At 64.3% G+C, this 10,346-nt stretch carries 6 protein-coding genes; all 6 read right to left on the bottom strand.

Going from position 1 to position 10,346, the window contains the following annotated elements:
* Positions 1-92: 92 nt before the first annotated feature.
* Entirely contained in the window at positions 93-248 is a 156-nt protein-coding gene (locus tag A7D17_RS24450) for a hypothetical protein (RefSeq protein ID WP_161946544.1), read from the bottom strand.
* A gap of 71 nt (positions 249-319) precedes the next feature.
* Positions 320-727, bottom strand: a complete 408-nt coding sequence (locus A7D17_RS22860) for a ParB N-terminal domain-containing protein (protein WP_082861929.1) — start codon at positions 725-727, stop codon at positions 320-322.
* 235 nt (positions 728-962) lie between these two features.
* Positions 963-4,793, bottom strand: coding sequence for a LamG-like jellyroll fold domain-containing protein (locus A7D17_RS12350; RefSeq protein ID WP_064509353.1), 3,831 nt, complete (start codon positions 4,791-4,793; stop codon positions 963-965).
* Between the two features lie 186 nt (positions 4,794-4,979).
* Positions 4,980-6,008, bottom strand: a complete 1,029-nt coding sequence (gene pelA / locus A7D17_RS12345; RefSeq protein WP_064509352.1) for a pectate lyase — start codon at positions 6,006-6,008, stop codon at positions 4,980-4,982.
* Positions 6,008-6,985 carry a pectinesterase family protein gene (locus tag A7D17_RS12340; protein ID WP_064509351.1) on the bottom strand — a complete coding sequence of 326 codons (978 nt, stop codon included), beginning with the start codon at positions 6,983-6,985 and terminating at the stop codon, positions 6,008-6,010. Before A7D17_RS12340 ends, pelA begins: the two co-directional genes overlap by 1 nt.
* Positions 6,986-6,998: 13 nt before the next feature.
* Positions 6,999-10,196, bottom strand: coding sequence for a TonB-dependent receptor (locus A7D17_RS12335; protein WP_064509350.1), 3,198 nt, complete (start codon positions 10,194-10,196; stop codon positions 6,999-7,001).
* Positions 10,197-10,346: the final 150 nt, after the last annotated feature.

Genomic DNA, 10,346 nt, shown 5'->3' with positions numbered 1-10,346 from the left:
TGCCTGTAGCAGGGGCAACACCGCGCACATGCGCCGGAAACGGCCAAAAACCGCAGGCCTGAGCGTCATTGGCGCGACCGATGCGGCTTACCTCATCCTCCGATGGCGTTGATCAGACCATCCTTAGCGCGAATCACATCACTGAAATGATGAACAGCGTCGAGAATTGCATTCGACCAAGCTTGGCTCTCGTAGCTGCGCCGAACGGCTGCCCACAGATCAGGATTTACTTCGGTTGCGAGGTTCATAGTTCCTGCTGCCCAACACCAGAATTAAGCCGAGCCGCGAAGCGGCTACGGCTTGAATAAATTTTTGGGCCTCACCCAAGGTAATCCAAGAACAGCTTGATCTGACTTTTGGGAACCATGACTGGAATTTTTGTAGCGCCTAACTGTTGTAGGGCGACCGTGCGATGCCGTCCATCAACGAACCTGATTGAGCCGTCTGTATCGAGATCGCTGCACATAACTGGTGCGTCGATGGTTGTGCCAGATTGGATCGACGTGACATGGAATTGCAGACTAGAAGGCTTGGGTTTCCAAGTGAAATTGTCGCGAGTAGTTGTGAGCCATCCAAGAAGCTTATTTGAGTCCAGCTCAATGGCGCACCACTTTTCTTCACGTCCACTCAAGTTCCCACCCACTTCTCTACCAAGCACTGTTTCGCACTCCTTGTGCCATTCCCTGACCGTGGCCTGCCCATGGGAGATTTTAACTTTCAGTTCCATCCGAAGCTCCACACGTAGGGCCTAACTACTATTGTACCGCCTAAGCGCGGCATAACCTGATCCTCGCCGACTCCCTGAAAGCGGTCAATCACAAGCTCATCGCTTTCCAACTGTGTGCCGGTGTCTGACGGCAGGTGTTAGGCTGCGCCCTTGCGGGCTCATCCTGTTACGCCTAGTTACTTGCGGCGTAATACCGGGATCTAGACAACTCACCACTTGAGCCCGTTGCCTACTTTTACGGCACCGCCATCGTGTTGTTACGTTGAGTCACCTCAGCAACCTCGCCCTCCGTTACCAGACGCAAATGCGCTTCCTTGCCAGTACTAGCAGACGGCACCGCCAACCGGACAACAGCCGTCCTAGGCGTCAGGTTGCGTGGTGCCGCGAGTGCTGGGAAGGGAGCTCTTGCTAACTCCTTCCCACGCCCATCCTCCAAAACCACAAACCCGGCCGGTGCATCGGCGTGGCCGAGGCTGTGCACGGTCACTTCGATGGCGTCCGCGGTCACGCGCACATCGCCGTGGCCAATGCCCAGGTCCGGGCGTAGTTCGACCGGGGTGGTGGCTGCAATACGTTCGAGCTGCAGGACGGTGGTGCGGCCTGCGGGGAAGTCGATGTCGATGGCCGCGCTTTTTTCGAAAGCGATCTCTTGCGTTTTGGCGTTGCTGTCGAGCTTGCCGTCATTGCCTTTGCTCACGCCTTGGGTGATGCGCCATTGGCCTGGGGCGACGTTCCAGCCGGTCATGCTGGCGCGCTGGGTTTTACTGGAGGTGTTGTAGGCGATGACGGTGAAGCGGTCTTGCTGGGGTGCGGGGATGGCGATGGCGACCTGTGTCGCCGCTTCTGGATCGGCGAAGCGCCAGCTCACGGTGTGGCCGGGGTAGGTCTGGTTGCGCTTGAGCGCCACGCCGCCAAGGCGTGCGCGTTGCAGGTTGACCGTGGGGGATTCCACGCGGTCGCTCCACCAGTGGCCTTCGGTGTTCATGTAGAAGTTCTGCAGTTTCTCCCGCGCCTCGCTGCGGTAAATGGCGGCGAGATACTCGAGATTGCCGGTTTGCTCCCAGGCCACGTGGTGCGGGAAGTCCGGGGCGCTGCCGTCGTCTTTATTTGCGGCATCGATGAGCTTGCCGCTCCAATCGTTGCGCTTGCCCATGACATCGAGGAAGTTTTCGTTGAGCAGCGAGAGGCCGTTTGGGCCGCTGTTGGCAACGCGATAATCGATCGGCTTGAGATAGCGCGCATCGCCGGTGAAGCGGTAGGCGGCCCAGAAGGTGTGCAAGGTGTCGGCGCCGCCGCTGCCTTCGAACAGTTCGCCGCCGCGGGTTTTGCCGGTTTGCCAGTTGATCTCGTTGGGCAGCGCCCAGTTGCCCTTGGCGTTGGTGTAGGCGTGGGCGAGATAGCCGTCTGCTAACCCGGTGACGATGCGGCGGCTGTTGGGGTCGGCGTTATAGCCGCCCAGCAGGATGGCCGGGTGCACGATGGGGAAGGAATATGGCTTTTGCCATTGCCAGTTGGGCTCGCGGTAGACCTTGCGGCCGCCGAACCAGTTGCTGGCAAACAGCAGGTGGCCTTGCGGGTTGACCTGGATGATGGTGTCGAAGGCTTTGACCGTTTGCATCAGCCGCTCGACGGTGCGCGGGTCGCCCCAGTTGAGATATAGCAGGGCGCTGTTGAGGTTGATGCCCTCCTCGTACGAATGCAGCTCGTCGGTTTCGATGGTGGACAGGCCGTTGGTGAACATGCCGTTGCGGTAGTTGGCATCGGACAGCGCCAGCATGGAGGCGTTGAGTATGTCCGGGTCCACGCCCATCAGCGCGACGCCGGGCCATTGCTGCACCAGGTCTGAGTCATCCGAGATGCCGCCGCCGAAATCGCCGTAGGCCACCTGGCGCTGCTCGATCCACCAGCGGATGTAGCGGCGGGTGGCGCTGAGGTCTTGCAGCTGCCAGAACGCCCAGGCGGGCACGCCCTTGGGCACGCTGGGCAGTTCGACAGGCAACGCGCCCTGGTTGGCGTAGCTGATGTCGTTCCAGTACTGGCGGCCGAGGGCGTGGTCCGGGTCCACGCGCAGCAGGTCGGTGATGTCCGCATCCAGGCGCTTGTAGAGCAGCTGGCGCTTGGAGGTGGTGTGCTCTTCCACCAGAAAGCCCCAGTTGTCCTTGACCTGGTTGAAGCGGTCGGCGACGTGCTCTTTGATGGCCTCGGCGCGCGGCTTGAACACCAGCTGCAGCTGGGTACCGTCGAGTGCGTTGGCATCGAAGCCGGGCGCGGCGGCGGCGATGCTGAGCATCAGGCTGTCGTTGCTCAGGATTCTGTCGCGCAGGTCCAGCCACAGCGTGCGGGCCTGGCCGGGGGCGACCGCGACCGAGACGTCGATCATGTCGCGCGCGGGCCAGATGGGGTCCTTGATGCGGATGTTGAGCGGGATGCTGCCGTTGTGGGTGGCCGGCAGGTTGAGCGCCGGCAGGGTGATGGCGATGCCGTCCAGGCCGTCGTGCATGTTCTCCCAGCCGTAGGACCAGCTGCGCATCAGCGCCTGGTCCGGCGGCGGGTCGCCCAGGCTGGAGGGCACCAGGATGTGCACGATGGGCTGCTGCGCGCTTGCCGCGGCCTTGTCGCTGGGGCGCTTGCGCGCCGGTGCCTTGGTGGGCAGCGCGATGACGGTCTGGCGCTCGCCTGGCGGGTAGCGGCCGGCAATGACAGCGCGCAAGGGGGCGAGGTTGTCGTAGTCGGGCTGGATGTCGCTGCGCACGGTGTAGCTGAGTTGCGCGCTGCCCTTGGGCACCTCGCCCGGCTGCACGTTGTAGGCCCAGATTTCCTGGATGGGGGTTTCCTGCGCGGTGTTGGCAAAGCGCAGGGTGCCGCCGCGGCGCTCGGGGAACTGGTCCACGCTGCGCACCACGCCCTGGCTGCGCGCGAACAGCGGCTGCGCCTGTGCGTTGGGCGCAGCGTATGTGGCCTGGCCGTAGGCGGCGCCGCGCAGCTCGATGCGGTTGACCGGCTCGTCCGGCAGGGTGAGGTCGAGCGCCTTGCCGCCTTCGACATAGGTGTTCCAGTCCGGCAGCTGGAAGTAGTCGTCGCGCCCGGGCAGGCGCGAGCGGTTGTAGACGCCGGGCCAGGTGGTTTCGGCGATGCCGTCGGTGGCCTTCCACATCCATTGCTTGAGGTCGCGCGCGTCGGCGAACTCCACCTTGCGGATGCGGGTGACCGGTGCGTCCAGCAGCGGCGGTGCGTGGCCGTTGTCCCAGCCGTAGCGGTGCAGGAAAGCGGCGTGTTGCGATGCAAATGTGGTCGGCTCGGCGGTGGCGGGCTCCTGCAGGCGCGCGAGCGCGGCGGCGCCGCTGGCGTCGAGCATGCGGTCGTAGATGCGGATCTCGTCGAAGTCGCTGCCGCGCAAAAAGTTGTAGCGGCTCTGCACCTGGTGCGGCGACATCACGCGTCCGGCCAGGCCGAACTGGTCGAGTGCGGCGTCGAAGTCGAGCGCGCCGCCGTTGGCGCAGGGCGCACCGCAGTCCACGCGTGCGGCTTCCTTGCCATCGACATACAGGCGCACGCCGCGGGTTTCGTCCCAGGCAAAGGCGATGTGGGTCCAGTCGCTGGCGGACGGAGCCTTGTCGAGCTTGAAGGAGACGCGGGTGCGCGCGAGGTTGGCATCGGTGACGAAGGCATCGAAGCCGTGGCCGTTCCAGTCGATGCGCAGCCAGGCCATGTCCCAGCTGGTGTGGTCGGCGTAGCCGACACGGAAGATCACGAATGGCGCCTCGCCCACGGGATAACGCGCGCGCCAGAAGAAGCCGAGCGTGCCGCGCTGGGTGTAGAGGTTGCCGGGCGCATTCCACGACAGCACGCCGTCGTCGGCCCATTCGATGGCATTGCCACGCTTGCCGGTGGGCACCAGCGTGATCTTGTCGCGGAAGTTTGGCACGCGATCGCCGCGGGCTACATCGGCCTCCAGACTGCGATCGGCCGAGACCCGGAACAGCAACTCCGGCGCCGTGGAAGTGGCCGCACTTGCCGGCAGCGCGATCAGACACAACACACCCATCCAAACCTTCAGCACACGCACCTCGTCTGTTTCAAAACCACTGCCGCACCATACGAGCGACAGACACTGCAACGTGCCACCGCAACGCAGCACGCGACGCACGGGTGGCGGCGAGCACGCGGGCCGGCACGTACGAGAGTACATGCCGTGCCTGGGTGCTGCGCGCGCCAGCATGCGCCGCGTGCGGTAGTGCGATGGCTGCGTCCACTACAGCCCGTTTGCGGCCTTCCACTTGGGAATCTCATCCTTCAACAACTTGTCCGGCCAGGTGCCATGCCAGGCATAGCCCACGCGGCGTTCGTTGGGCACCTGCATGTAGTCGGTCAAGGCCTTGCCGTCGCGGTTGGCATACAGGGGGCGTTGATTCTGCAGGTCGTAGAAGCGTGCCCATAACGAGGCACCCGGTTGCGCGACGAGGATCATGTCCTTGCCGGTTTCCTGGGTGGGGTCGTCGATTTTCTTGGTGGCCAGATCGCGCATGCGATGGGTGTCGAACCAGACACCGGCCGCCTGCACTGCGGTCTTGATCTTGGCCGACGGGTTGGGCTGGCGCATCAGAAAGCGCACGATGCTCACCGACTCGCTGGAGGCCAGCGACGCGAGCTCATACGCACGCGCCTTGGCCGGCTTGAGCGTGACCTCGTCGTACTGCGCGCCCCAGATGGTGAGCGTGCTGCCGATCTTGACCTGGGTGGCGAGCACGCATTCCAGGCCCTTGGCCACCGCCTGCACGGCGCGTGCGCCGTGGCTGCTGCGCAGTTGCGCACCGGTATCGCCCTTGCCCTCGCCGATGTCCTGCAGCAGGTTGAGCACGCGCACCATCGCATCGTCGTTGTAGGTGATCTGATGGTGGTAGGACGACAAGTCCGGGTAGAACTGCGGCCAGCCGCCGTTGGCGTACTGCGCGGTGAGCAGGTAGTCCACGCCACGACGCGCGGCGGCGATGTACTTGGCGTTCTTCTCGTTCTTGAAGGCGGTGGACAGGTACGTAATTTCGTACGTGGTCGCCTTGTTGTCGATGGTGGCGTCGTCCTTGCGCCCGGGCTGTTGCAGCTCGGCGATTTCGGCGGCGGTGAAGGTGCGGGTGTAGTCGACCGCGACACCCTTGTACTGCTTGGACCAACCACCGGAGGCGGTCTGCAGCAGCAACATGTTGTCGGCGATCTTGTCGGCCATGGCCGACAGCGGCGCCAGCAGCAGCGCGGTGGTGAGGGCGAATGTCGTGAGCGTGCGCATCAGAATGGCTTCCAGTTGCCGAGGATGGTGTTGCGGTCCAGCGCGGCGGCCTGCGCAGCGGTGAGCTGACGCGACCACTTCACGCGGCGCGACGGGTTGGCACCGGCGCCGCTGCTCTGGTATTCGCTGTAGCGGGCGGTGGCCTCGTTGGCGGTGTTGCCCCAGTTGTTCCAGCCCTCGGGCAGGATGTGCGCGCCCAGCTGGCTGCCGATGAAGCTGACGCTGGCATACGGCCGCCACGGGCGCCCCAGGAACACGCGCGACACGCCGCTGGCAGCGGTGACGCGCGCATTGCGGAACACGAAGCCGCGTGCGCTCTCCTGCGGGGTGGAGGCGGCGGTGAGATAGCCATCGCCCAGCGAGTGCAGCTGCACGTTCTCGAACAGTGCGGTACCGGCGCCGAACACGAAGTCCACGGTACCTTCGACATAGCAGTCGAGGAAGTACGACAGCTTGGCGCCGCGCAGGTACAGCGTGTCCTGGTAGCCGAGGAAGCGCACATTGCGGAACGCGGCGCGGTCGCCATCCACACGCACCGCCACCGCCTGCCCGACCGGGCCGGCGTGATTGCCGAAGGCCAGTTTTTCGGCAGTGAAGTCGTTGCCGGCGATGATGACGCTGGACGAGCCGGAGGTGCCGTACTCGGTGCCGGTGGCCGGATTGATGCGCGAGGCGTAGTTGTCGTAGGTGATGATGGTCTGGGTGGGGCCGGCGCCGGTGAGCCTGAGCGCCGGTGCGTTGGACGGCACCACGATCAGTTCCTGGTAGGTGCCGGCGCCGATATTGATCTGCGCGCGTTTGCCGCCCTGCACGGCGGCGTCGATGGCGGCCTGCACGGTGCGGTAGCCGGCGCTGCCCTGCTTGGCCACCGTGTAGACCGGGTCGGCGGCGATGGCGGCGGTGCTGCCGAGCGATAGCCCCGCCAACAGGGCGGTGGCGGCGAGGGTGCGTAACACGATCCTGCGATGCGGTTGCATTGCTGTTCTCCTGTCAGAACTTGTAGCGCGCGCCGATGTAGTACTGGCGCCCGGTGACGGTGTACTTGTCGGGCAGTTCCAGCGTGGAATCGACGTAGCGGCGGTCGGGGGTGTCGAGCAGGTTGATGGCCTCGAAGGTCAGCGACAGCTGGTCGTTGAGCTTGTAGGACATGTTGAAATCCACGTTTTCCACGCTGTATTTGCCGGTCACGTCGGCCGTGACCAGGCGCTTGCCGTCCAGGTCGTAGACGTCTTCCTGGGCGAGGATGTTGTTGATGTAGCCATCGCGGTAGCTGGTGGACACGCGCGCACTGAAGCGGCCATCGTCGTAATAGACGGTGGCGTTGTAGGACTGCGGCGAGAGGTTGAGCAGGTCGCGCTCGGTGGCGGTGGTGGTGATGCTGGTATTGCTGCTGCCTGCGGTACTGAACAGGTAATTGATCTTGGAATCGACCTGGGTGTAGTTGAGCTGGATACCGAAGTTGCGCCAGAAGCCGGGCAGAAAGTCGAAGGCCTGCTGATAGGTCAGCTCGAAGCCCTTGAGCGGGCCGCCGGGCGTGTTGAAGTAGCTCTGCACGTTGAAGATGGTGTCCGGCGTGAAGCCGGCCGGCAGCAGGTCCAGCGAGTAACCCATCGCTTCCCAGGTGCTGAGCACGCGGGTGCGCTGCACGTAGCTGTCGATGTCCTTGTAGAACACCGCCGCCGACAGCAGCGAGCCCTCGCGGAAGTACCACTCGGCGCTGAGGTCGTAGTTGGTGGAGCGGAACGGGTCGAGCTTGGGGTTGCCCAGATTGATTGAGAAAAACCGCCCGTCGTCGAAATACTGGGTGGGGCCGCCGCTGACGCTGGGCGACAGATACGCCAGCGTGGGCCGCGCCATGGTCTTGGCCGCACCCAAGCGCAACACCACCTCGTCGCTGACATCCCAGGACAGGTTCAACGAGGGCAGGATGTCGCGATAGTTGTGGTTGACCGTGGTGGGCACCAGCAGGCGCTCGCCGGCCGCGGCGGTGGCGCTGGCCACGCCGAAGAACGACTGGCAGTTGGGCGAAATCGCGCCGGCGGCGGTGGCCGTGCATGGTGCATAACCGCTGGCGGCGATCTGCGTCTGCACATAGCGCACGCCCAGGTTGCCGCGCAGCGCGCGGCCCCACAGGTCGGTGTTGAAATCCAGCTGCAGGTAGGTGCCCAGGCTCTTTTCGTTGACGGCGAAATTGTTGTTGGACGAGCCGAAGTGGCCGACATCGGCCAGTCGGTAGTCGCCACCGGGCACGCCGGTGTCGCAGTTGCAATTGATGTTGAGCAGGTCGGCGACCTTCTGGAAATCCGGGATCACCCAGGTGGTGGGGAAGCTGCCGTTCAAGCTGCGGCCGAAGCCGTCCAGGTTGGTGCTCAGATCGTTGACACCGACACCTGCGGGCAATGCCTGCGCCAATCGCCCGTAGGAGATGTTGCGCGACTCCGACGTGTCCATGTCGTAGTTCTTGTAGGCCAGCCCGGTGCGGAAGGTGAAGGTGGGGCTGATGTTGAATTCCAGATCCACCTTGGCGGTGTCGAAGGTGTTGTTCACCGACTGCGGATTGAGCCGAACCTCGCTGATGTTGGTGCCGCGCGCGGTGCCATTGCTGTTGACCGGCACCGCGCCGTAGCCCAGCCACTGCCAGTTGTTGGGGTTACCCGCATCGAACGGGAAGGTCATGCTGGGGTAGTCGCCGCCACCACGCCGGTCCAGCACGAAGCCGTCCAGGTTGGTGTTGTCGAAACTCACCATCGAAAACTCGGGGCGTTCGTAGTCTGAGGTCGAGTGGCCGACCAATGCATTGACGCGCACCTGGTCGTTGAAGCGGTGCTGCAGGTCCAGGCTGAACTGCTTGAACTCGGTGGATTCTTCGATGTTGCTGGATTCGGTGCGGAAGTCGACGTTGTCGAACACGCCGTAGGTGAGGCGGTTCTGGTCGTCCACCTGCGCCTCGCGCACGGCGATCTGGGTCTTGCCGCCGAAGTTGGCGGTGCGGTGCAGGTTGGCACCGACCGAGTCTTCGCGCTGGTCCTTGTCCAGCTTGGAATACAGCATGTCGACGTTGAGCAGGGTGTCGTCGCTGACCTTGAATTGCAGCGCGCCGGTGACACCCAGCCGTTTGATTTCGTGATCGGTGCGGATGTAGCGCGGGTAGCGCGGAATCCAGGCATCGGTGGCGGTTTCGTAGGCCTGGATGTTCTCCGGCGTGTTGGCCGGGCGCGGGATGCCGGTGCCGCAGGTGGTGGCGCTGATGCCGTAGCTGCCCCAGCCGTTGTTGCGGTCCTGGTTGGCCTGCGAGCCGACCCCGGCACGCGTTTCGTTGGACAACGGGTTGCGCGGAGTCTGCGGGTTGTAGCCCACCGGCGAACAGAAGCCGTAGGTGCCGTTGTTGGTCGCGGTGCTTTGGTTGGAGTTGCGGTAGTTGCCGTGCTCCCAGCGCACCGGGTTGTAGCCTTCCTCGCGCAGGTGACGCTCGCTGTAGGACACCGACATCAGCGCGCCGACGCGGCCATCGGCCCAGATGTTGCTGATCAGGCCGGAAAAGCGCGGGTCCTTTTCGCGCGAGAGATCGTTGTAGCCGTATTGCGTGGACGCGGCCGCTTCGAAGCCGTCGAAGTCGAACGGGCGCGAGCCGCGCAGATCGACGGTGGCGCCCAATGAGCCTTCGTCCATCTGCGCGGACTGGGTCTTGCTGATGGTGACGCGGCTGAAGAGTTCCGAGGCAAAGGTGTTGAAGTCGAAACCGCGGCTGCGGTTGACGCCATCGCTGCCGCTGCCGGCGGTGGCCAGTGCTTCCAGCCCGTTGATGCGCACGCGGGTGAAGTCCGAGCCCAGGCCACGCACGGAGATCTGCTTGCCCTCGCCGCCTTCGCGGTCGATGGAGACGCCGGCGATGCGCTGCATCGATTCGGCAAGATTCAGATCGGGAAACTTGCCGATGTCTTCGGCATAGATGGCATCCACCTGCTCCACGCTGTAGCGCTTGGCATCGAGCGATTGCTGCAGGCTTTCGCGGTAGGTGGCCTTGACCTGCACGCGGTCCAGATCCACCGCGTCGGTGGCTGGCGTGGCCGGGGCGGTCTGCGCAACGGCGCTGGCCGCATGCAGTGCCAGGACGATGGCCACCGGCAGACGCGCGGTGGGCAGGCGAGCGGCCGCCAGTGAGGCGGAACGACGCGAACGGACTTGCATGGTGCACTCACTCCAATGGCGCGGCTGCAAAGACGCGTGCAGCCTCCCCACGGGCCACGGGCGTCGACTCGTCACATCACCGCCACCGTGCGGCGCGACGTTGTGTGGCGCGATGCGGTGTCTGCGGCTTGAATCACGCCCACCGCGTTG

The sequence above is a fragment of the Xanthomonas floridensis genome (assembly GCF_001642575.1).
GTDB lineage: Bacteria > Pseudomonadota > Gammaproteobacteria > Xanthomonadales > Xanthomonadaceae > Xanthomonas > Xanthomonas floridensis.
This window is presented reverse-complemented; position numbering and strand designations above follow the sequence as displayed.

Bases quoted from the DNA above. Each gene is read 5' to 3' on its own strand.
- A7D17_RS12340 (WP_064509351.1), bottom strand. From the start codon at position 6,985: ATGCAACCGCATCGCAGGATCGTGTTACGCACCCTCGCCGCCACCGCC.
- A7D17_RS22860 (WP_082861929.1), bottom strand. From the start codon at position 727: ATGGAACTGAAAGTTAAAATCTCCCATGGGCAGGCCACGGTCAGGGAA.
- pelA (WP_064509352.1), bottom strand. From the start codon at position 6,008: ATGCGCACGCTCACGACATTCGCCCTCACCACCGCGCTGCTGCTGGCG.
- A7D17_RS24450 (WP_161946544.1), bottom strand. From the start codon at position 248: ATGAACCTCGCAACCGAAGTAAATCCTGATCTGTGGGCAGCCGTTCGG.
- A7D17_RS12335 (WP_064509350.1), bottom strand. From the start codon at position 10,196: ATGCAAGTCCGTTCGCGTCGTTCCGCCTCACTGGCGGCCGCTCGCCTG.